The following is a 21,920-nucleotide window of genomic DNA, read 5'->3' as shown; positions in this document are numbered from 1 at the left end:
CCTGCTAACTAATGCGTTGCCGATAAATCTTTCTTAACATAATACAATGCAACTGCCAAAAAAGCCGTACCTTTGCGGGCAATTTGTTGATACAGTTCGCAGTACCTTCTTTAACTTAATTAAAACATTGCAATGTCCGCAGTAGCAGAGCAAACCCGGTTGTTGGCCGACCGGATCAACGCGCTCGAAGAATCTTCGACGCTGGCGATGACCAAAATGGCCCGTGAACTGGCCGCACAAGGCCACAAAGTGATCAGTCTGAGCGTTGGTGAGCCAGACTTCAAGACGCCCGCACACATTTGCGAGGCCGCTAAAAAAGCCATCGACGATGGTTTTCATGGTTACTCACCCGTAGCAGGTTACCCTGATCTGCGAAAGGCTATTGCTGATAAGTTAAAGCGCGACAATAATATAGATTGGAAACCTGAAAATATCGTGGTTTCGACCGGTGCCAAGCATTCACTCGCGAACGTGGTCCAGGTTCTGGTAAATCCGGGCGACGAAGTGGTGATCTTCGCACCTTACTGGGTGAGCTATTCCGAAATGGTGAAACTGGCCGAAGGTAAATCCGTAATTATCGACGGTGCTTTCGAAAACGATTTCAAAGTAACAGCTGCTCAATTGGAGGCAGCCATCACGCCACGTACGAAAGTGGTGATGTACGCTTCGCCGAACAACCCGACGGGCGCTGTTTACTCAGAAAAAGAATTGAGAGAAATCGCGGCAGTACTCGAAAAACACGAAGGTGTTTACGTGCTGGCTGACGAAATCTATGAATACATCAACTTTACCGAAGAAGGGCATTTCAGTATCGGTTCCATCCCAGCATTGAAAGACCGCGTGATTACTGTAAACGGTGTTGCGAAAGGTTATGCGATGACAGGCTGGCGGATCGGCTTCATCGCGGCGGCCAAATGGATCGCGGACGGTGTTGAAAAACTGCAAGGCCAGGTAACTTCGGGAACGAACTCGATCGCGCAGAAAGCGGCGACTGCTGCATTCAACGGCCCGAAAGAGCCTTCTATCGAAATGGCGAAGGCATACCACCGTCGTCGTGACCTGGTGGTGGGCTTGCTGAAAGAGATTCCGGGTTTCAAAGTGAATGTACCGCAAGGCGCCTTCTATGCATTCCCGGATGTGAGCTATTACTTCGGGAAATCGGATGGTGAAACGCTGATCAAAGATTCCGATGATTTTGCCAACTGGCTTTTGAACAAATCTTATGTTTCGACCGTAGCAGGTTCGGGTTTCGGAGCGCCAAACTGCATTCGTATCTCGACCGCCGCTGCTGATGAAGCACTGGAAGAAGCGGTAAAACGCATTAAAGACGCGGTTGCGACTTTGAAATAACATCAAAATGAAATCATAAAAGCCTCATGGGTGTTACCTGTGAGGCTTTTGTGTTGTTTTACATTGCAATAGCACACCTTTTTTTGAATAAATAAGCCTAGGGCCTACCGCTTAAAGCTTACAGCCAAACAATGAGCAAATACTATTTTTTAAAAGTAAAAGAGATAGAGAAAGAAACGGAGGAAGCTGCGACTATCCATTTCTGGCACCCGATTAATGAAGTAGTTCAATATCGACCGGGGCAGTTCCTGACGTTGTTGCTGCCTTTTGAAGATAAAAAGATCCGAAGGTCGTACTCGATGTCGAGTTCGCCTTACACGGACGTTTCCCTGGCGATTACCATTAAGCGGGTACCGGGTGGTTATGCCTCTAACCTCCTGCTCGACACGATAAAAGAAGGGGATGTGCTGGAAGCACTGGAGCCGATGGGCCATTTCTTTCCCAAACAAGCCGATGACCAAACACGCCAGGTAGTATTTATTGGTGCGGGAAGCGGTATTACTCCGTTGTTTTCGATTTTGAAATCCGTTCTGATGGTGGAACCGGAAAGCGAAGTTTTTCTGATTTACGGTAGTCGGAGAGAGGACAGCATTATTTTCAAGGACAAAATTGCGGCTCTGGAGCGCAAATACGGGAATCGTTTTACCGTCGTACATACATTAAGCCAGCCTAGCGAAGGCTGGGAAGGCGAAACCGGACGGTTGAATAAAAGCCACGTGCTGAAAATTATCGAAAAGCTTCCAACATTGGACAAAAAAGAGGCGGAATACTTCCTGTGCGGCCCGGAAGATATGATGGAAGAAGCGCATCGCGCACTTTCGATCCTGGCGGTGTCCGAGGGCAAGATCCGGAAGGAGAGCTTTGCCACGGCTACGTCTGTGAAGCCGGGCGAGGTGACGGTAGAACCGGAAGCAGAGGACGACGATTCTCCCAAAACGCGTGAAATCACGTTGTTTTATGAAGGTACTGAATATAAATTGCCCGTAAAGCCGCATGAAACGGTGCTGGAAGCGGCGTTGAATATGGATATCGATCTGCCCTATTCGTGTCAGGCCGGTATGTGTACTGCGTGTATGGGCCGGTGCACATCCGGGAAAGTACAAATGGATGAAGAGGATGCGCTTTCGGAAGCGGAGCTTAATGAAGGATTTATTCTCACGTGCGTGACACACCCGATGAGCGACGATGTAGTGATCGAAGTAGAATAGGAATTTCTCTATACAATGAAAAGGGCAGCGATTCAGTCGCTGCCCTTTTTGCTCAGTCTTTCGGATCCTTTTTAGGAGGAAGCGGTGGTTTGGCTGCCGGTGCCGGTTTTGCGGGCAGAGCGGGAGTCACTTTCGCGGGCGCGGCTACCGGGGCAGGGGGTGGGGGAGGAGGAGTTCCCGCACGTCGCATACGCCCGCTACGCGCAACCCGCGGTGCACGCGGAGGCTCTTCGAGACCGCGCATTTTCATATACATCGCGTTTTCCCGCCCAATGTTCATACCCAGCTCGCTGATTTTATAATTCACCTCTTCAATTTCCCTTTGGATTTTCCGTTCAGGCTCTTCGGCCTTTAAAACTTCTTTTGTGGTATTGGAAATCTGATTGTTGAGATCTGAAATAACCTGTTCCTGGGCCTTGATCTGCTGCTCAAAATCGGCTAACTGCTTGTCCAATTCTGCGTCGCTGAGTTTCGATTCCTTGCCATCCTGATTGAAAATGACAGATCTCTTTTCCATCAAATCGGATCTCAGTTCCTCTGCACGGCGTTTTTTCCATTCAATTTTCTCGATCTCGCGTTGAAACCGCTCTACTTCGAACAGGTATTTTTCTCTTTCGCGATGCAACTCCTGCAATCTTGCATGATAAGGTTTCAAATCATCCTCCATTGCCCTGATCTTGTGGCTAAGATCCCACAGCTTTTTGTCCAGAGTGTCATTACCGGTTTGTCCGAAGTCGGGCTCAGGGGCTTCAATATCAATCTCTACGTGAGCCAAATCCGCTTCTATATTTTCGAGAATACCTTCATCAACAGTTACTTCCGCCATTTCCTCCATTTCATGCTCTGCGTGGATATCCGTTTTCGCAGGTTTCCGTTTTTTAATGGTCATGTGCTTGGCGGCTTTTCTTTCCTTATCCTTTTCAACCTTTTGTGCCACAGCGTATGCCGAAATACCAATTACCAGCCCAATTGCAAAAATCATCGCCGGAAGGCTCGAAAATGTGCGGACGGGTTTGGGATTTAAACCTAAAACACGTTGTACACGGTGTAGTAACAATGGTTTTTTGGAAGCAAAAGTCATAGCCAATCCCGGGGTTGCCTGCCACTCGGCCACTTTCACCAGGGCATGGGCGAGGGACATTTTGTCGCCGCAAACGGCCAGCGCGATGTCGTCGCAGCAATGCTCTCGTTCGGCGCGCACTTTTTCGGACAGCCACCAGATCGCAGGATGGAAGAAAAAGATAACCTCCACGAACGATTGCAGCATATTGATCAGGTAATCGTTCCTGCGGATATGCGCCAGCTCATGTGCGAGGATAGCTTCGACCTGTGCTGTGGAAAACCCGGACAGCAAGCCGATCGGGATCAGTACTACCGGGCTGAATGTGCCTATCACCATGGGTGTGAGTACTTTTGCGGTTTCACGGAACTCCACGGCTTTGGAAATATTCATTTTGGCAATGATCACGCCAAACCTTGCCCGCCACTCTTTGTCCATGACGATTTTGGCATTAATACGCAGCCTTTCCGTGAATATCCAGCCGCCGGCGAAACGCAGCAAAAGAATGCCGGAGCCGATGAGCCAGCAAATGACGAGCTCGTGTAAATGGGCGGTGAGCCACATTTGCACTTTAAATGTGAGGGGCAGGTCCCGGGAGACTTCCGCCCATGTGCGGGATGCGGATAATGCGGTGTAGCGCGCCAGGGCCTTTACATTGGAAACCGCGCTGGTGGTTTTAGGATAGTAATAAATGAATGTTCCAACAGAGGCGACAACTTGTGCGAAAAGGAAGCCGACACCCGCGAGGTAGCGCGTATTGGCAGATTTTTTTCTCAAAAAATAGAATGCGGCGACAGCGACCAGCATCAGCAGTGTTCCCTGCCAGATCGAGTGGATAAGCGTCCAGCCAAATGCGGAAACGGCCGGACCGGGTAACAGATTTGAGAAGAATTTCATGGCTAACGGTTGTTTTCCAGGTTATTTAATAACTCGCGAATTTCATCCAGTTCTTCTTTGGAGGTAGTGTGATTCCCCAGTGCCTGCATCACCATTTGAGCAGCAGAGCCCTGAAAGAGGGTTTCAACCATTTTACCTACCAGATTTTGCTGCGTCTCCTCTTTGCCGAGAAGCGCCACGTAAATATGCGATCGTCCTTGCTCCGTGCGATAGAGCAGCCCTTTGTCATGCATGATCTGCATGAGTTTCAAGGTGGTGGTATAGCCAACATCCTTGGTTTCTGAAAGGGCATCATGCACGGCACGGACGGTACTTGGACCTGCCTGCCAAAGGTAGTTCAGGATTTCCAGTTCGGAGTCGGTGGGCTTGATATACATGCTATTAGTTAATTACGATGATCTTCGTACCAAATGTCTACGAAAAAAATCGTACATGCAAGCCTTTACTACGATTTTTTTCGTAATTAACGTTGAACTGTATGTAAAATATTGTTTTTGAGGAAATTATAATACAAAAAAAGTCCGACTGAGAGGCCGGACTTTGAAATATAGGTATTGAAGATTCTAAACGTAAGTGTTCAGCATTACGGGCATCACGAGCATCAGGATATCTTCGTTTTCCTCCTGATCCACTGGGATAATGAGTCCGGCGCGGTTCGGAGCGGAAAGTTCGAAGGTGATGGTTTTGCTCGAAAGGTTACCCAGTACTTCGATCAGGAATTTCGCATTGAAACCGATCTCCATATCGTCGCCATTGTATTCGCACATCAGGCGCTCGTTGGCTTCGTTCGAATAGTCAAGGTCTTCCGCGGAAATTACCAGGTCGTTCAGCGCCATTTTCATGCGCACCTGATGGGTAGTCCGGTTGGAGTAGATCGAAATACGTCTCAGCGAGCTGAGGATTTCCAGACGGTTAATGGTCAGCGTATTCGGATTGTTGGTCGGGATCGCGTTTTCGTAATCCGGGAAACGCTCATCGATCAAACGGCAGATCATGCGGATGTTGCCGAAGCTGAAAAATGCATTCGAAGAAGTGAATTCCGCTTTTACAGGAACGTCGTCCGAAGGCAGACAGCTTTTCAGCAGGTTCAATGCTTTCCGCTGGATAATCATTGAAGTATCGATGTCCGATTTAATATCGGTACGGCGGTAACGCACGAGGCGGTGACCATCAGTAGCTACAAAAGTTGCGCTTTCAGCGCCCATTTGAACGAAAACCCCTGTCATAGCCGGGCGGAGATCGTCGGTGCTGGTTGCGAACAATGTGTTTGAAATAGCCGACCCCAAAGCGGTGGAAGAGAAATCCACGGACTGGCCACGGTTCACAACCGGTGTTTTCGGGAAATCGATCGGGTTTTCGCCCGATAGTTTGTAACGGCCGTTATCGGAAATAATTTCGGTACCAAATGTTTCAGCATTCACTTGCAAGGTGATCGGTTGCTCGGGCAGGCCGCGGAGGGTGTCGAGCAACAACTTTGCTGGAATGGCAATAGCTCCTTTTTCGGATGATTCCACTTCAATTTCCGTAATCATTACGGTTTGAAGATCGGATGCAGTCACGGTCAGTGAATTTCCTTCCAGTGTAAGGAGGAAATTTTCAAGGATTGGCACAATTGGGTTCGTTGAAACGACACCGTTTATAGCTGACAGCTGTTTGAGTAGAACTGATGACGAAACGACAAACTTCATAATTCGTGACGTAAGTGTTTAGTTGATAGATTTATATGCGGAAGATTCCGGAAAAACTTTGTTGTAGGGAACAAAAGTATAAAAAATTACGGAAGCTCCGTCCGTGAGTCACCCAAATTTTCGGATCCTCAGATAATACCTAACCGCGCCGAAAATGCCAATTAGTACTACGGGAAGTAGAAGGTTCAATGCCTGCCAGAACTTACGGTTTTCCTGAATCTGGATTTTATCCAAAGCCCGGATGGCGATCTGTTTGCCGCGCGCATTAATGAGACCGTTGGCGTCGGTCATATAATCCAGTGCATGGAGTACAAAATCCTTGTTCCCGAATGTCTGCTTGGTTACACGGTCGTAGCCAAGCGGCAAGGGTGCATTCCTTTTATAATCATAGTCGTTCACGATCAGGTCGCCGTCGGAGCAGATAATCACTTTTCCTCCGTTACCGGCCGCCTTAAACTTCGCCGCACGCGGATCACCGGGCAGAATGCGGTTTTGAAAGAGTGATGTAAATGATCCTTCGAGCAGCACGCCGGCGAGTTTGATCCCCGAACGGTACTCGGAAGGTTGCGGGTCTTTGCGCGCCTCATTGTAACCCACGAGCGCGGGCGCATTCACGAGCTGCGTGTAAGGCGAGGTCATCAGCAAAGGTGTTTTGGCAATGCCGCCCGCTCCGCCGACGGAGTCGATGGAACTCAGAAATCTTGTGTAAACCGCATTCAGATTACGGGTAACGGTATGCGCGCCGAAATTATTCAGGAGCGGGAAGAAGCGCCAGGGCATGGGCCGGATTTCCGGGTTATCACCTACATTACCCACATTCAGAAGGATTTGCGCGCAGTTGAGATCTTTGACGAGATTGGTATTTAATCTGATACCCCATTTAAAAAACAGGTCGCCGAGATTAAGGTCGAGTGGCTGTGCGTAATTACCGTCCAGGCTCACGCTGTCAACACGTGCGCCATCTACAAAAAACAGCGCCTTACCCCCTCCTACTACATATTGATCAAGCTTGTATTTTTCGTCCTCTGAGAACGCACTGTCGGGTTTCATGACAATCAATGCGTCGAGGCCTTGGTATGACTCCGGATTGTTCATGTCCAGAAAAACGTCGTAGCTCTGCTGGATCGTAGCTATAATATCGCTCAAACGGGCGGGGGAAATTTTCGTATGGCTTACTACAAAACCTACTTTTTTGCGCTCGGGATTCGCCAGCACGCGTATCGCGGACGCCAGTTCGAATTCCACACCTTCGTAGGATTGGTTCAATTGCTCCTCCGGCGTACTTGCTTTATTTCCTTTCAATAGTTGAACCGGCACGGAGAGCGTATCTGCCTGAACGATTACGCCCGGGAAAATGATCTTTTCGGTGCGCTTACCATCTTCGTTCGCGAAAACATTGGTGGGATTCAGCCCGCGGTCGATCAGGCTCATATATTGTTTTTGGCGCTGCTCTTCACTGAATGCGTCGGAAGGATCGGAGTAATTGACGATCAGATGGCCGTTGGCGTAAGTTTTAAACTCCTCCAAAGTTTCCCGGGTAGCGCTTTCGAGGCGCTCGAAACCTGCGGGAAAGTCGCCGGTGAGATACACATTCACGACTACATCCTTTTCCAGACTTCCCAGAAGCTGCTTGGTAGCATCGGAAATGCTGTACCGCTTATCTTCCGTAAGATCCCACCTGAAAAAGAAAGACGAAGCCAGCCAGTTGATCCCGGCCAGGACAACCACAAGCAGTACAAACCGGGTAATGTTGTTTTTCATTAGCACAAAGGCTGATTTTTAAACGAAGAATGGACGATTCAGACGAACCGTCCATTCCTGCAAAAATATAAAAAACCGAAAATCAATCAGGTTTTATTGCCTGAGTGACCTGGGTTATTTCTTTTTATAGGTACAAGTTGAATTGTCGGCGGCTACATAATAGGACTTATAATTCGTAGCCTTCGGGTCCATACAGCCCTTCAAATTGAGCAATTCGATATTTCGGAAATCAATCGGATGGCTTTCGGCTTGTAGTGCAATGTAGCCGCTGCCGAGTTTCGTCCCGTCCTTTTTGATCCATTCGGCTTCATTGCCCACCTTGCCGTCCCTGAACGTATGGTTTTTGCCGACATACCCACCGCCGATACGCGGGTTGGTGTAAACGAGCACCGTGTCGCCGCCGATCATATGGTAAACGATCGAATCTCCCAGTACGATTGCCTCAGCGTCCACCCATTGGTCGCCATTGTAGGTTTTGGAGTCGGAGTCTATGCAATGCGCTTCGGCCAGTTTGCCGTCGACATCGACGATCGTTCCTGGTGTGCAAAGGTTACCTGTGTGCCGCTCGCCTGCATTGAGACCGCCGAGATATTGCATTTCCAGGGAGATCGGGAAATCCTGATCGAGTCCGAGGCTTGCCGCGGATTGCGAATGCAGCATAATACCACTGTTCCGAACATTCCACGAAGCTCCGCCAGGAACCTGGCTGCTGGTAAAACGGTATTGAAGCCTGATTTTATAATGCGAATAGGGCTTGTTATAATACATATGGCCGTACTCGGTCGTGAACTTGTCGTATTCCTTGTAGTTCACGCGGATCATCTTATCCTCTACCAGGAAGGTGTTTTTGTAATTATCATTCACCTTGTGGCCAGCGATTTTCACATCCCAACCCGTGAGATCCTTGCCGTTGAAGAGGGATTGCCATTCTTCTTTATCGGATGTTTTTTGGGCGTTGGTCGCAAGCGATATCAGGGAAATGAAAAGGAGCAGGAAAATTTTGGGGGTCATAGAGCAGAATTTTGTGGATAACACCATTTGATAAGCCAAATAGGCATATGTACATCAAATGGAAGGTACGCCGGGCGACTTTCTACCTTCGGTGAAATGCTTTTGTTTGCTTTTATTGGTTAAATTTATGTCTGATGCTGAAAGAAAAGATCTGGAAGAAGAGCGACGAGATTTATTTGAGATACTCGACTTCTATGCCGTGTTTAACGACGACATTCGTAGTATGACGGAAGAGCAAAAGGAACAACATATTAACTACATACTTGATAGAATATGGCAAATCAATCAAATTCTGGGAGATTAGATCCGGAAAGTTTGGTCTCAGAGGTTTTACGTCCTTATTACAGACAGTGGGTATTGCTAAAAACCGACGAGGAGAGAGCGGAGTTTAAGCGAAATTTAGTCATAAAAGAAGACCAGGAAACATTAACGGCAGCCTGGCTGGAAGGAATGCAACGACTCGCCGAACGTGTCGATGACCTAAAACGGCGAGTCATTGCAGCAAAATGTGCGGAGCAGCACTAACTACCGTCTCCGGCGCTTAGGTTTCGGCGAATTACCACTACCCCCCGAACCCCGCTTCACACGCCCGGAGCCGCGAGCCTCCTTAGGCTTGCGCTCGCGCGGCCTGCGATCACCATCCCTGTCGAAACTCGGACGGCTGAATTCGCTTCTGCGGCCCGGTTTAGTGCCGGCCAGGTACAAGTCCATGCTCCTGCGTGCGAGATTGGTCTCCTTCACTTTCACTTTCACCGCGTCGCCGAATGCATATATTTTCTTGGTATGCTGGCCGATGACGCGGTAATTCTCTTTATCGAGTTCATAATAATCATCGCCCAGGTCGGTCATGCGGATAAGCCCTTCCGAAGCGGTTTCCGTGATTTCCACGAAAATACCGAACTCGGTCACGCCGGTAATGATACCGTCGAACTCCTTCTCGGGATCCATCATACTCATGAACTCGACCTGCTTGTATTTGATCGAAGCCCTTTCCGCTTCGGCAGCGAGCCGTTCGCGTTCGGAGGAATGTTTCGAAGCGATTTCGTAAGCTTCTTTATCGACATTGCTGCCGCCGTCGAGGTAATGCTGCAACAGCCTGTGCGCCATCACGTCCGGATAGCGGCGAATGGGCGAGGTGAAGTGCGAGTACCGCCTGAATGCGAGTCCGAAGTGACCGATGTCTTCGGTGCTGTAACGCGCTTTGGCCATCGTACGCACAGCCAGGGATTCGATCAGATTTTGCTCGGGTTTGCCTTCCACTTTCGCCAGCATCTCGTTCATCGATTTCGCGATTTTGCCTTCCTCTTCGACTTCCAGCTTCAATCCAAGCTTCGCCACAAAATTGGCGAAAGTCTGTAAGCGATCGGGATCCGGCGCTTCGTGAATGCGGTAAACCATGGTGTTCTTGTTTTCGCCTTTGGATAACGAGTACACATATTCTGCTACACGCTTGTTGGCCAGCAGCATAAATTCTTCGATCAGCTTGTTCGAGTCGTGGCGTTCTTTGGTGTAAATACCCAATGGACGGCCTTCCGGATCGAGGCGGAAACGGACTTCCGGGGTTTCGAAATTGATGGCACCCTTTTTAAAGCGTTCTTTTCGGAAGACTTTCGCCAGTTTGTTCAATGTATCCAGTTCTTTCGGGAAATCGCCCTCTCCGGAATCGAGCACGGCCTGTGCTTCTTCGTAGGTAAAACGGCGATCAGAATGGATTACCGTTCTCCCGAACCACTCTTTCAGCAATTTGCCTTTGGATGTAATCTCAAAAATCGCTGAAAATGCCAGCCTATCCTCGTGCGGGCGCAACGAGCAAAGGTTGTTTGAAAGCTTTTCGGGCAGCATCGGTACCGTACGGTCAACAAGGTAAACCGACGTCGCGCGGCGAAATGCCTCTTTTTCCAGCTCAGTACCGGGCAGAACATAATGGGAAACATCGGCAATATGCACGCCTACTTCTACCACGTCTTCGTCCAGGTATCTTACGGACAATGCGTCGTCGAAGTCCTTGGCATCGACGGGGTCGATGGTGAACGTCAGTACATCGCGGATGTCGCGACGTTTGGCAATATCCTTTTTGGCAATTTTATCGGGAATCTTCCCGGCCTCGGCTTCCACAATTTCGGGAAAGTGATAAGGCAGTCCGAACTCCGCAAGGATCGCGTGCATTTCCACGTCGTTGTTACCTGCTTTGCCCAGCACGGAAACGATCTCGCCCTCTGCCTGGCTTCTGCGCGTGGGCCATTCGGTTACTCTGACGATCACTTTGTCGCCGTGATGCGCTTCCCCCACTTCGTCTGGTTCGAGGAAAATCGGGTCAAAAAGTTTCTTGTTATCGGGCTGGACAACCGCGAAACGCGGGTTAATCTCTATAATACCGACAATTTCTGCATTGGAACGCTCCACGATTTCAGTAACACGCCCTTCCGTTCTGTTGCGGCCCGAATCGCCGCGTGATCTCGAATTACGCGTATTTCTCGAAAGCGGCTGTATTTGCACGATATCACCATCCCAGGCGCCATTCAGCAATTCCACATCCACATAAATATCGTCGTCTCGTCCGTCGATCACGACGAATGCGAAACCCTTATTGACGCGATCTACGCGGCCAGTCATTCCCTGAGGTTTGGCTTTAAGCGGAACCGCGGTGTAGGTGCCGTTTTTATGATATATTAATCGCCCGTCCTGTTCCAGTTCGTGCAGGATCTCGTTGAAGAGCAGGCGCACTTTTTTGTCGTGGACCCCGAAATGGTCGTGCACATCGAAAGGCCTGAACGCATGCTCGGCATTCAAATCGAAGAACGCGGCGATATCGGCCTTTAAATTATCTATGTAAGAAACGATATGATGAGGCGTAGCAGCCTCTCTTCTTTCAGGTTGGAGTTTCTTTTTACTCTTTTTATCTCTCATGTATTCAATGTATAAAATGTCCCGCGTTTCTCTCGGAACTAGGTTTTTGGGCCGCTGTTGTTTGCCGACTGCCGACTGCCGACCGCCGACCGCCGACCGCCGACCGCGGTTATTCTACCCGTACGATATTTGCTTCGGGTATTTGGTCAAGGCAATGCAGCCGCAAATACAATTGTGCCAGCACTACTACGTCCTCCCTGCAATATCGCGAAATTTTAGCCAGATCATTTTCCTCGTAGTAAACCTTTGTTACCTGGTCGCCGCTCATTTCGTTCTTGCTTCCGGGAATATCAAAAACGGCGGCCAGCAAATCGAGCGAGGTGTAACTTTTGTAATCACCGAATTTCCACAGATCCATCGTGTCCTGGTGGAGAAGTTCCCAGGGTTTTTTACCCGTAATCTGTAATGCTTTGGGGATTTCGATGCGGTGGATCAGCATCCGTCGGCAAATGAACGGGAAGTCGAATTCTTTGCCGTTGTGGGCGCAGAGGACCAGCTGTTCGGCGGGGTATTTTTCAATCAACGCCTTGAATTGCAGCAGCAACTGAACTTCGTCGTTTCCGGCGAAGCTACTCACTTTAAACGCAATCTCGTCTTTTTCGTTCCAATAGTAAGCGCCGAAGGCAATGCAAATGATTTTCCCAAACTCCGCGTAAATGGCACCGCGGTCGTAAAACCAATCGGCGTTGGTGGCGGTTTCGTCTCCTTTTTTGAGCGTTAGCGCCTTTTTGTCCCAAAGCTTTTGCATTCGTTCGGGAAGCTCGTCGTAGCTGGCATGCGAACACACGGTTTCAATGTCGAGGAGGAGAAAGTTTTTGGCGCGGCGTTTAAAATCTTCTGTCATAGCGTGGGTCGGTTAGGTGGAAAGTGTCAGTTTTGGTCAGGTTCGGTGAAGTGTGGTTCGGAATCGTTTGCTAAGCCCGATCTGAATTTTCAATATGACTGAAAATATCAAGAGTGACAATTCATGATTCCTGCTATTCCAATACTAATTACCAAACAACCCTACCTAATTATCGAACTGCCTAACCCAACACCTGACAATGCTTGACTACCGCTATCCATTCGCCTGATCGTTACTCGTGCAAAACGCCTTCCAGCCCCGGAGGATCGATCGTCATCATATTTTCCTCGATGATACTGTCGGGTACGAAAATGAATTTCTTGTCGTAAATTTGGCTGCCGATGAAATAGCTGATCCAAAATTCATTGTTCAGGTGAAAAACATCGGGCATGATCGGCTCTACGACCACATGTCCGCCCGCGGGTATTTCGGGAAAGAAATGTCTTAATGTCGACGTTCGCTGGTCGGTATTATCCCCGGATTCACTATTGCTGTAACCTTTCGAGGTCACAAAGACGCTCGTAACCGGATCGTCGTTGCGATTGATCACAATCACATTCCATTCTTCGGCGTTCAATTCATTCGTACTGCGTACGATCGCCACCTGTACCCCTTTTACGGGGTGAAAAATAATATCCTTCTTCATTACACTGCTTCCCATTCCATGCTGAACAAATGCGCCAGATGTTTTTTTAATTTTACTGAAACTTCTTCCAAATCTACTTCCCTGCCCAGCTCCGCCGCCAGCGACGTAACCGCCTTGTCGTCGATCCCGCACGGTACGATATTCCCGAAATACGACAAATCTGTATTGACATTCAGCGCAAACCCATGCATGGTCACCCAGCGACTCGCTTTCACACCCAATGCGCAGATCTTTCTCGGATTTTTTTGTTCCTCAAAGTCAATCCAAACGCCCGTTAATCCGGCAATGCGCCCCGCTTGCACATTGTATTCTGCTAGCGTGAGGATAATTGCCTCTTCGAGCGTACGCATGTATACGTGTATGTCCGTAAAGAAATTGTCGAGGTCCAGGATTGGGTAACCAACGATTTGGCCTGGTCCGTGGTAGGTAATGTCCCCACCGCGGTTGATTTTATAGTACTTCGCCTGTTTGGCCGCCAAATCTTCCTCTGCCAGTAACAAATGGTCCGGTTTGCCGCTCTTGCCTAACGTATATACATGGGGGTGCTGGCAGAAAAGCAGAAAATTAGGCGTCAGCTGCTGGTTTTCCGCTTCCAGCCCGCGGTTCTGCGTCTTGATCGCCAACGTTTCAGCAAAAATTCGCTCCTGATAATCCCAAGCCTCCTGATAATCAATCAGACCCAGGTTTTGGAAACTCACTTTTTTATTGATCAGGGTATTCATTTTATTGTATCAAAAAAATAATCGGGACGAATGTGTTACCAATTTGTGACCGTGACGTCTAAATATCAGGCCGGCAATATCCGGTTCATGAAAAATTGTACACATATGTCCCGGTTTCACAACGCTAATTTATTAGCTAAATGTTCGTTAAATTTGTTAGTGCAACTAAATTCTGTGGTTATGAAGGTATTACTGGATATTAAAGAGGAAAGAGCTCAATTCGTACTCGGCTTGCTCAGAAGGCTCCCGTATGTCAAAGTAAAGCCACTTTTGCCAATCCACTTCAAAATTTTGGACGACGCAATTGACATTGTTGACGACATAGAGTTACTAAAACAGGGAAAATTGGAGACCAGGGACGCAGAAGAGTTCCTGAATGAGTTACTTTGTCAAAACGACGAAAGAGTTTGAGTCGGAGCTTAAACAACTTTCAAAAAAGTACCCGTCTCTATCAGCCGATTGTTTCGAGTTGATACAGTTGTTAAAATCAGACCCGCAGCAAGGGGTTCCCTTGGGTATGGGTTGTTACAAAGTACGGCTTTCCATCAAATCCAAAAGAAGAGGGAAATCGGGCGGAGCGCGCGTCGTTACCTACGTTCATATCACGAAGAAATCGGTCACACTTTTGTCTATTTATGATAAAAGCGAAAGGGAATCCATTACCATGGGAGCTTTGAAACAACTCTTGTCGGGTGTTGATAAAGACTAGTATTGATTTACAAAACACACATTATGGCAGCGCACAATGACCTGGGCCGCTGGGGAGAAACCACCGCGGCGTCCTTCCTTCTCGAAAAAGGTTTTAAAATCATCGCCAGAAATTACCGGAGCAGGCAGTCCGAAATCGACCTGATCGTCGCCAAAGACGATATGCTGGTTTTCGTGGAAGTCAAAACCCGAACAGGCACTGCATTCGGCATGCCCGAAGAATTCGTGAATGCGACCAAAGCAAAGCTCGTCATGCGGGCGGCGGAGCAATATATTTTCGACACCGATTGGGAAAATGACGTCCGTTTCGACATTGTTTCGATTCTCAGGCTACCCGATGGTTCGACCGATATTCGCCATATCGAGGACGCATTCAGCCGGTAGGGCCGCACTCGGTCATAAGTAGAAACCCGGCCACAGCACATTTTGAAGATATTCTTTAAGTATTTCAAAATCTGACTGTAATGATGGACGGTTTGGTGCTTAGCCGGCGGGAAATGCTCAAGAGCAGTGCGCTACTGCTGGCATCGACGGCATTTGATGAGGATAATGTTCTTAAAACAGGCCGCTTCACGGCACCGAAATACCAGATCGGCGCATGCGACTGGTCGGTAGGACGCCAGCTAAGCCCGGAAGCATTCGATAGGGCGAAGCAAATCGGCTTGCAAGGCATTCAGGTGAGTTATAACACCGGGAAGGACGAAAAGGGCCTCTCGGTACCCGAAACCTTGCAGGCGATCCGCGAGGCGTCCGCGCGTACAAGTGTGCAGGTTTCGAGCCTGGCGATCGGCGAACTCAACCGTGTGCCTTATAAATCGCAGCCCAAAACGGAAGAATGGGTTTGGAACAGTGTTGACGCAGCCAAGGCATTGGGTGTGAAAGTGATTCTGCTCGCATTCTTTTCAGAAGGTGACCTGCGAAATGACGATGCCGGCAAAAAAGCGGTGATTGAACGCCTGAAAAAAGTCGCCCCACATGCCGAGAAGCAAGGCATTACACTGGGAATCGAATCGTGGTTGAGTGGGCAGGAGCATTTGAACATTATCAATGCAGTAGGCTCCAAGGCGGTGAAGGTGTATTACGATTTCCGCAATTCAACCGACGCCGGTCATGATATTTTCAAGGAAATTCCGATGCTCGGCAAGGACCTGATCTGCGAAATACATATGAAAGAAAACGGCCAGCGCCTCGGTGAAGGCCCGCTCGACTGGCCACGGGTAGCGAAAGCGGTGAAAGAGATCGGTTACGAAGGCTGGATGCAGATCGAAGGCGCCACGCCGCAGGGCGCGGAGATTATCCCGGCCTACCAGCATAACCTGAATTACCTTAAAGGCTTATTTTTAACGTGATATATGAGGAGTAAAGGGACGAAGGAGGAGGGATTCTTTTTCGAGTTAATTCTTTTTCCTTTCCTCCTTCCTCCCTTTTCTCCATTCTCCTTCAATAACACCATGAACATTACCAACGCATTACCGCTCTATAAAACCGGTATTTGGGCAGCCAGCATATTACTAGCTTCTGTCTTCAGTATTGTATCAATTAAAAATAATCCTCAACCGCAGCAACGATCGTCCTTACCAGTTGTGACGGCCGACGATTCCTCGCGCCTGTACGTGCCCGATGACCTCGAAGCCACATTATGGGCCGAAGCGCCGATGTTCTACAACCCGACCAACATGGATATCGATGCCAAAGGCCGGGTATGGATTACGGAGGCAGTCAATTACAGGGATTTTAATACCAAACCTGCCGAGCGCCTGAGCCACAAGCAAAAAGGTGACCGGGTGATGATCCTCGAAGATCGGGATGGAGATGGGAAAGCTGAATCTTCCAAAGTGTATGTCGAAGATTCACTGCTGACGGCACCACTCGGGATTGCGGTTATTGGAAACAAAACTATCGTTTCCTGTGCGCCTAACCTGCTGGTGTACACGGACACGAATGGCGATGATAAACCGGACAAACGGGAGGTTTTCCTGACGGGGTTCGGTGGTTTCGACCACGATCATTCATTGCATTCGCTGATTGTCGGGCCGGATGGCAAGTATTATTTCAATACCGGCAACGCAGGTCCGCATAAAGTCACTGACAAAAGTGGCTGGACATTGCGCAGCGGCAGCCTTTACGTTGGCGGGACGCCTTATAATAAAAAGAATGAAGGTAACCAGAAGTCGGACGACGGCCGGATTTGGGTCGGCGGGCTTGCATTGCGCATTAATCCGGATGGTACAGGCCTGAAAGTGCTGGGCCACAACTTCCGCAACAGCTACGAGGTGTGCCTCGATAGCTATGGCAATATGTGGCAGAACGATAACGACGACCAGGTGATCACCTGCCGCGTCTCATTTTTGCAGGAAAATGGCAATGCTGGCTACTTTTCGGCGGACGGTACGCGTTACTGGCAAGCCGACCGCCGCCCCGGACAGGATATTTTCGCTACGCACTGGCACCAGGAAGACCCGGGCGTCATGCCGGCCGGAGACAATTCCGGGGCCGGGTCGCCTACGGGAATTGTGTTTTATGAGGGAGATGGGTTAGGTAAAAACTACCGCGGGACATTGCTGAGCTGCGAAGCTGGCCGGAATGTGATATTCGCCTACCAACCCAAGCCGCAGGGTGCGGGCTTTGCATTGCACCGCCGCGACCTGATCAGCTCATTCCCCAAAGTTTCGGAGCGGTACGAATGGTACGAAACCGACCAGGATTACCGCAAATGGTTCCGCCCGTCGGATGTGGCCGTGGGACCCGACGGTGCCATTTACATCGCCGATTGGTACGATCCCGTCGTAGGTGGCCATGCCATGAAGGACAAAAAGGGCTATGGGCGCATTTACCGCATTACCCCAAAAGGGAGAAAGTTAACTACCCCAAAACTGGATTTTACTACCACAATGGGCCTCATCAATGCATTGCAAAACCCGGCGATCAATGTCCGTGCATTGGCTTTCGAGGGGTTAAAAGCAAAGGGAGAGGCGGTGGTACCGGATGTGAAGAAGCTATTGAATGCTGAAAATCCATACCATCAGGCGCGGGCAATCTGGCTGTTAGCGCAATTGGGAGAGCAAGGCAATGCGGAGGTGGTCAAGCTCCTTAATTCACCTAATGCGATGCAGCGGCTCACGGCTTTTCGTGCATTAAAATCGACCGGTAAAGCGAATCCTTATTTCGAACAAATGTCCAAAGACACCGATCCTGCTGTGCGTCGCGAAGTAGGAATAGCATTGCGTGATGTTCCTTATAGTGAATCATTTAATAGTATTTCAAATCTGATTAAAAACTACGACGGCAAGGATCCCTGGATGCTCGAAGCCATTGGCACTGCTGCCGATGGGAAAGAAGAGAAAGTCTACACATATGTGCGCGAGGCATTTAAAGCAGATCCGTCCAATTGGAGACCGCAGCGCTCGGGCCTCGCGTGGCGCTTACACCCGGTTTCTGCGGTGGAAGAGTTGAAAGTACGGGCCGGTTCAGATAAAGTTTCCGAGTCCGAGCGGCGTAAGGCTTTGACAGCTATTGGTTTCATCAAAGATAAAAAAGCAGCCGAGGCGATGATCGCATTGTCCAAATCCAAATTACCGGATGTTGCTTCGCAGGCTTCCTATTGGATCAACTTCCGCAAAAGCAATGACTGGGCCGATCTGATGAACTGGGAAGAAGCCACTGCCCAGGTCATGACGCCCGCCTACAAACGTATGCTCGACCTCAAAAAGACCGTCGCAGACCAAACCCAACCCATGCCCCAGCGCATCGAAACCGCCCGCCAAATGGCTTCGGACATGAATGGCGGCAATATTCTCGTGGATATGCGCGTGCAAGGACAGTTGCCCGACACGATCGCTAAATCCGTGAGCGAAATCATTTTCAAAAACCCCGACCAGAACGTACGCGTGGTCGCCAGCCAGTTTTTCCCGAGAAACGGCAAGGTTTTGAAAACCGACTTCATTTCCAGAATGAATGCGGACCCGGCACACGGCGAAAAGGTCTTCTCCACCACCTGCGCTGCCTGCCATAAACACGGCAAAACCGGCGCCGAAATCGGGCCGGATTTGACCACTATCCATAAAAAGTTCGACAAGGCGGGACTGCTGGATGCCATCGTGAATCCGTCTGCGAGCATGGTTTTTGGCTATGAAAGCTACACCATCGTGACCAAAAAGGGCGATACTTATTTCGGCTTCCTCATGAGCGACGGCGCGAACGTGGTACTGAAAGATGCCGCCGGTCAGCAGCATACGATCAAGGCCGATCAGATCAAAACGCGGGAAAAAATGCCATCGTCGCTAATGCCGGAGCCGACGGCACTGGGGCTAAACGAGCAGGATCTGGCTGATTTGACGGGGTATTTGCTGAATTTTAAATGATAGGCGACCGCGCATGCAAAACATTTATCACGGTGCGCTGCACCTCACATTTTGCGTGCGAATGCCCCGCGACTATTACTAAAAGTATTGCGGTGCTCTGCACCTTTCGTTTTCTTTGAATTGTTTCTTGTCTATAAGTTTTTCGGCTTGCTGCGCCTTCCATGCGCATGAAAATTGAAACCAATAGGGGCAGAGCCCCGAAATACTTACAGAAATAGTCGATATTAAACGATTTTAGGTGCAGCGCACCGCAAGAATTTTCGTTTTGGCTACCAGTTATTGACGGTCGTGCCTAATCTTTTCAATTTTCTCAAAGAAAAACAGCAAATCTCTAAACGAAAAAAACGTGTTACTGATCTCAGAACTAAACCCCAGTTCCTTTTGCGCAATCATAAATCCTCCGAACATAGACCAGAGTTCAACGGCCCAGTCTTCGGGGCTTTCACTGTTTAACAATTCGCTTACTTCTTTGCCGTACGCTAATAATTGCGCATCCGACCCGTAGAATAATTGTGATGTTTGCATGATGAACATGTTTTTAAGGATTGACAGATAACCCTGTCTTAGGTGTCCTTAATGCACACTATTCGAGGCATTCGGAGTGCTTTCGCGGGTTCCGCACCATAACAAGGTGTTTCTTTGATCGTATTTTCATCGGTGAATAGTTTTGTGAGGAGGCCGAAGCTGGCCAAAATCAATGGGTAATGCAACCAAAAACAGGGGGAAATGAGCAGCCGCATAACTGCGGATAATCAACCGGCTCTTCTTTTATTACAATTTTAAATACTGGATAATAAAAGCAAATAATATAACTTTGCCACAATCCTATTTCCCGACACCCAACGATAACCCAAGCTGTAATGGTGGATAACGACAAGGCCGGCCACCTGCTTCTCGCATTGCAAAATGGGGATGCGGAAGCTTTTACCGCGATTTACAAGGCCTATTGGTACGACATGTTCCTTGTCGCGAACCGCAAGCTGCGGAACAAGGAAGCGGCGGAGGAGATCGTGCAGGACATTTTCCTCCGGCTATGGCGTGAAAGGGATACACAGCGCATCGAAAACCTGAATTACTACCTGTTTGCAGCGGTTCGTTACGAGGTCATCGACCACATCCGTATCAAAGGCCGGGGCTTCGAATACCTCGATTATTACGACTCCGTGGATACTATCGGCGATCTGAATACGGAAAACCAGCTCGCGCTGGATGAGTTGTTGCGCGTGATCGATGAATGCCTGCACATTCTTCCAGAAAAAACACGCGAAATTTTTCGTCTGCATAAACTGGAATACTGGCCCATTTCCCGCATTGCCGCCCATTTCGGTCTCTCCGAAAAAGCGGTTGAATACCACCTCACCAAGTCGGTACGATTGGTGCGCACGCATTTAAAGGAGGTGATGGTGCTGCTCCTCGCCGCCTCAGGCATATTCTAGCCGCTCCTTCGTCCCCTTCCTCCCTTCTACCCTCTTTATCCTTTTCAAAGAACTTTCGCGCATAGGAGGCTTCTAAATTGCACAATTCAAATATTTTCTAAATCTATTTAGGGATTCGCGCCATTTCTTCGGCTTATCGTTCAAAGGCCTGATTTACCCGATACACATCAATGAACAACAACGAATGGCAGGCGCTGCTCCTGAAATACCGGGAAGGGCATTGCACGAAAGAAGAAATCCTGAAAATCCATTTGTGGTACGAGAGCCTCAATGCCGACGGAATGGCGGTGCTCAACGACCAGGAAAAACGTGAAATGGAAGAGAGAATGCTGGGCAGACTGGCGGTGGAAACCTCCCCGGTCGAATACTCCGAGCCGGCGGTGGTACGGACATGGTGGCGCAAGGCCTCGGTATACCTCTCGGCAGCTGCGGCGATATTGCTGGTCGTCAGTTTCTGGGTGTTTTTTGGTAACCGGGGTCGTAAGCCGGGTGTGATGCAAGAAAAAATGTTCGTTCAGGCACCGAACAGCCGCTTGATCACCGAAGAGAACACGACCGATCTTCCCAAACGGCTGACATTGAGCGACCGAAGTACGGTAACCCTGGAACCGGGCGCGAAAATCGTTTTCCCGGCCGCATTCACCGGCGATAAGCGCACGGTGCAGCTCACGGGCAATGCATTCTTTGAAATTACCCGCAATCCCGACCAACCTTTCCTTGTGTACAGCGGCAAAATCATCACCCGCGTGCTCGGGACGAGTTTCAGGATCAAAAACAATGCGAAGGACAGGGCGCTGGAAGTGGAAGTTGTGACCGGCAAAGTGTCGGTATTTGAAAACCGGGAGGCATTTAATGATAGCGACCCGGTTGATAATCAAGATAATGGTGTCGTGCTCACGCCAAATCAGCGGGTAACCTATTTCGCCGAAAGCCGGCATTTGATGACGGGCCTCGTGCCGGAGCCGGTGAAAGCATTACCCGCGGCCGAGGAGGCTAAAATGAATTTCGATGACGAAAAACTGGAAAAAATAGCGGCGACATTGCAGGAAACGTACGGGATCGAGATCGTCTTCGCGAACGACCGCATCGCGCATTGCAGCTTCACCGGCGATCTTACCGATATGCAGCTTTACGACAAGCTGGCGCTCATTTGCAAATCGAACGGCGCAGACTACGAAGTGAAAGGGACACGCATTCTAATCAACGGTCGCGGCTGTGACTAAGTTTTCAATCCCTAAACCCTTAACTATGAACCTATAAAACTACCCACCGACCTAACAACAAAGAAACCGATAGTGTACCACCACTACCGGCTTCGGGA

General features: G+C 49.3%; 19 protein-coding genes. 9 read left to right on the top strand and 10 right to left on the bottom strand.

What is annotated here, in order from left to right:
• Positions 1 to 132 precede the first annotated feature (132 nt).
• Together J7619_RS18005 and J7619_RS18000 are read left to right on the top strand one after the other, a co-directional pair.
• Positions 133 to 1,350 carry a pyridoxal phosphate-dependent aminotransferase gene (locus J7619_RS18005; protein ID WP_291201424.1) on the top strand — a complete coding sequence of 406 codons (1,218 nt, stop codon included), beginning with the start codon at positions 133 to 135 and terminating at the stop codon, positions 1,348 to 1,350.
• Positions 1,351 to 1,481: 131 nt separating this feature from the next.
• The gene (locus J7619_RS18000; RefSeq protein ID WP_291201421.1) at positions 1,482 to 2,558 is read left to right on the top strand and encodes a ferredoxin--NADP reductase; all 1,077 of its coding nucleotides are present in this window, start codon (positions 1,482 to 1,484) and stop codon (positions 2,556 to 2,558) included.
• Positions 2,559 to 2,610: 52 nt separating this feature from the next.
• Here J7619_RS18000 and J7619_RS17995 read toward each other — a convergent pair whose 3' ends face one another.
• The 5 genes from J7619_RS17995 to J7619_RS17975 all read right to left on the bottom strand — a co-directional run bounded on the left by J7619_RS17995 (position 2,611) and on the right by J7619_RS17975 (position 8,975).
• Complete coding sequence (locus J7619_RS17995) at positions 2,611 to 4,515, bottom strand: M56 family metallopeptidase (RefSeq protein ID WP_291201418.1); 1,905 nt, start codon at positions 4,513 to 4,515, stop codon at positions 2,611 to 2,613.
• 2 nt (positions 4,516 to 4,517) lie between these two features.
• Positions 4,518 to 4,892 (bottom strand): BlaI/MecI/CopY family transcriptional regulator, encoded by a 375-nt coding sequence (locus J7619_RS17990; RefSeq protein ID WP_015813170.1) that lies wholly within the window; start codon positions 4,890 to 4,892, stop codon positions 4,518 to 4,520.
• Between the two features lie 186 nt (positions 4,893 to 5,078).
• Positions 5,079 to 6,203, bottom strand: coding sequence for a DNA polymerase III subunit beta (gene dnaN / locus J7619_RS17985; RefSeq protein WP_106595818.1), 1,125 nt, complete (start codon positions 6,201 to 6,203; stop codon positions 5,079 to 5,081).
• 108 nt (positions 6,204 to 6,311) lie between these two features.
• Positions 6,312 to 7,964: a gliding motility-associated ABC transporter substrate-binding protein GldG gene (gene gldG, locus J7619_RS17980; protein ID WP_291201415.1), complete on the bottom strand. Its 1,653-nt coding sequence runs from the start codon at positions 7,962 to 7,964 to the stop codon at positions 6,312 to 6,314.
• A gap of 114 nt (positions 7,965 to 8,078) precedes the next feature.
• On the bottom strand, positions 8,079 to 8,975 hold the full coding sequence (locus J7619_RS17975) for a DUF1080 domain-containing protein (protein ID WP_291201411.1): 897 nt from the start codon (positions 8,973 to 8,975) through the stop codon (positions 8,079 to 8,081).
• Positions 8,976 to 9,033: 58 nt separating this feature from the next.
• Here J7619_RS17975 and J7619_RS17970 point away from each other — a divergent pair, with 58 nt between their 5' ends.
• Complete coding sequence (locus J7619_RS17970) at positions 9,034 to 9,279, top strand: hypothetical protein (RefSeq protein ID WP_291201408.1); 246 nt, start codon at positions 9,034 to 9,036, stop codon at positions 9,277 to 9,279.
• Positions 9,280 to 9,500: 221 nt separating this feature from the next.
• On the opposite strand, the gene rnr is transcribed toward J7619_RS17970, so the two are convergent.
• The 4 genes from rnr to lipB form a co-directional block, all read right to left on the bottom strand.
• On the bottom strand, positions 9,501 to 11,882 hold the full coding sequence (rnr, locus tag J7619_RS17965) for a ribonuclease R (protein ID WP_291201405.1): 2,382 nt from the start codon (positions 11,880 to 11,882) through the stop codon (positions 9,501 to 9,503).
• Positions 11,883 to 11,991: 109 nt separating this feature from the next.
• Entirely contained in the window at positions 11,992 to 12,726 is a 735-nt protein-coding gene (locus J7619_RS17960; RefSeq protein WP_291201402.1) for a 3'-5' exonuclease, read from the bottom strand.
• A 232-nt stretch (positions 12,727 to 12,958) separates the two neighbouring features.
• Positions 12,959 to 13,372, bottom strand: coding sequence for a hypothetical protein (locus J7619_RS17955; protein WP_291201648.1), 414 nt, complete (start codon positions 13,370 to 13,372; stop codon positions 12,959 to 12,961).
• The gene (gene lipB, locus J7619_RS17950) at positions 13,372 to 14,094 is read right to left on the bottom strand and encodes a lipoyl(octanoyl) transferase LipB (RefSeq protein WP_291201399.1); all 723 of its coding nucleotides are present in this window, start codon (positions 14,092 to 14,094) and stop codon (positions 13,372 to 13,374) included. The genes J7619_RS17955 and lipB overlap by 1 nt, the downstream gene beginning before the upstream one ends.
• A 376-nt stretch (positions 14,095 to 14,470) precedes the next feature.
• Here lipB and J7619_RS17945 point away from each other — a divergent pair, with 376 nt between their 5' ends.
• From J7619_RS17945 to J7619_RS17930, 4 genes are all read left to right on the top strand, one after another.
• Entirely contained in the window at positions 14,471 to 14,803 is a 333-nt protein-coding gene (locus J7619_RS17945; protein ID WP_291201396.1) for a hypothetical protein, read from the top strand.
• A 23-nt stretch (positions 14,804 to 14,826) separates the two neighbouring features.
• On the top strand, positions 14,827 to 15,186 hold the full coding sequence (locus tag J7619_RS17940) for a YraN family protein (RefSeq protein WP_291201393.1): 360 nt from the start codon (positions 14,827 to 14,829) through the stop codon (positions 15,184 to 15,186).
• A gap of 113 nt (positions 15,187 to 15,299) precedes the next feature.
• Complete coding sequence (locus tag J7619_RS17935) at positions 15,300 to 16,151, top strand: sugar phosphate isomerase/epimerase (protein WP_291201390.1); 852 nt, start codon at positions 15,300 to 15,302, stop codon at positions 16,149 to 16,151.
• A gap of 102 nt (positions 16,152 to 16,253) precedes the next feature.
• Positions 16,254 to 19,163, top strand: a complete 2,910-nt coding sequence (locus tag J7619_RS17930) for a PVC-type heme-binding CxxCH protein (protein ID WP_291201387.1) — start codon at positions 16,254 to 16,256, stop codon at positions 19,161 to 19,163.
• A 276-nt stretch (positions 19,164 to 19,439) separates the two neighbouring features.
• Here J7619_RS17930 and J7619_RS17925 read toward each other — a convergent pair whose 3' ends face one another.
• Entirely contained in the window at positions 19,440 to 19,688 is a 249-nt protein-coding gene (locus J7619_RS17925; RefSeq protein ID WP_291201384.1) for a hypothetical protein, read from the bottom strand.
• 335 nt (positions 19,689 to 20,023) lie between these two features.
• Here J7619_RS17925 and J7619_RS17920 point away from each other — a divergent pair, with 335 nt between their 5' ends.
• Both J7619_RS17920 and J7619_RS17915 read left to right on the top strand, forming a co-directional pair.
• Positions 20,024 to 20,599: an RNA polymerase sigma factor gene (locus tag J7619_RS17920; protein WP_291201381.1), complete on the top strand. Its 576-nt coding sequence runs from the start codon at positions 20,024 to 20,026 to the stop codon at positions 20,597 to 20,599.
• Between the two features lie 170 nt (positions 20,600 to 20,769).
• The gene (locus J7619_RS17915) at positions 20,770 to 21,822 is read left to right on the top strand and encodes a FecR family protein (RefSeq protein WP_291201378.1); all 1,053 of its coding nucleotides are present in this window, start codon (positions 20,770 to 20,772) and stop codon (positions 21,820 to 21,822) included.
• Positions 21,823 to 21,920: the final 98 nt, after the last annotated feature.

This window comes from Dyadobacter sp. (assembly GCF_017744695.1).
Lineage (GTDB): Bacteria > Bacteroidota > Bacteroidia > Cytophagales > Spirosomataceae > Dyadobacter.
Note: the sequence above shows the minus strand (reverse complement) of the source record. Positions and strands in the feature narration are given on the sequence as shown.